The following is a 368-nucleotide window of genomic DNA, read 5'->3' on the forward strand; positions in this document are numbered from 1 at the left end:
TATCACCACTAATCTGTAGCCCATGATCGGTAGCGACATTGATGCCTTGACCACTATCATTTGATTGATGATTGCTAAAGCGGTGGCGTAGTGTACCCAATGCAACGACATGCTCATCAGGGGCGAAGGTCGCATTAGAAGTGATGGTTGGTGTCTCAGCATTAGCGCGCGCACCAGTATTTACCGTCCACTGTAGACCGACCTTGTTTGGCGTATCATCAAAGCTCATCGTCACTTCAGACTCAGACGTTAGCCCGTATTGAGCAATACCAGATATCCAGCCACTATGAGTATCATCGTCATTGATTTGCGAATGACCGAGACCACCGCCATGCCATCTGGGAGAGGCACCGCCTTTGAGGTTATGG

1 protein-coding gene is annotated in these 368 nt (G+C 49.5%); it reads right to left on the reverse strand.

Going from position 1 to position 368, the window contains the following annotated elements; all coding sequences use genetic code 11:
• Positions 1-368 (reverse strand): hypothetical protein (locus ACT3RN_RS16210; RefSeq protein WP_444518885.1); only part of this gene is annotated, 368 nt, incomplete at both ends.

Origin of the sequence: Psychrobacter sp. AOP5-GZ1-6 (assembly GCF_052376345.1) — a bacterium.
GTDB lineage: Bacteria > Pseudomonadota > Gammaproteobacteria > Pseudomonadales > Moraxellaceae > Psychrobacter.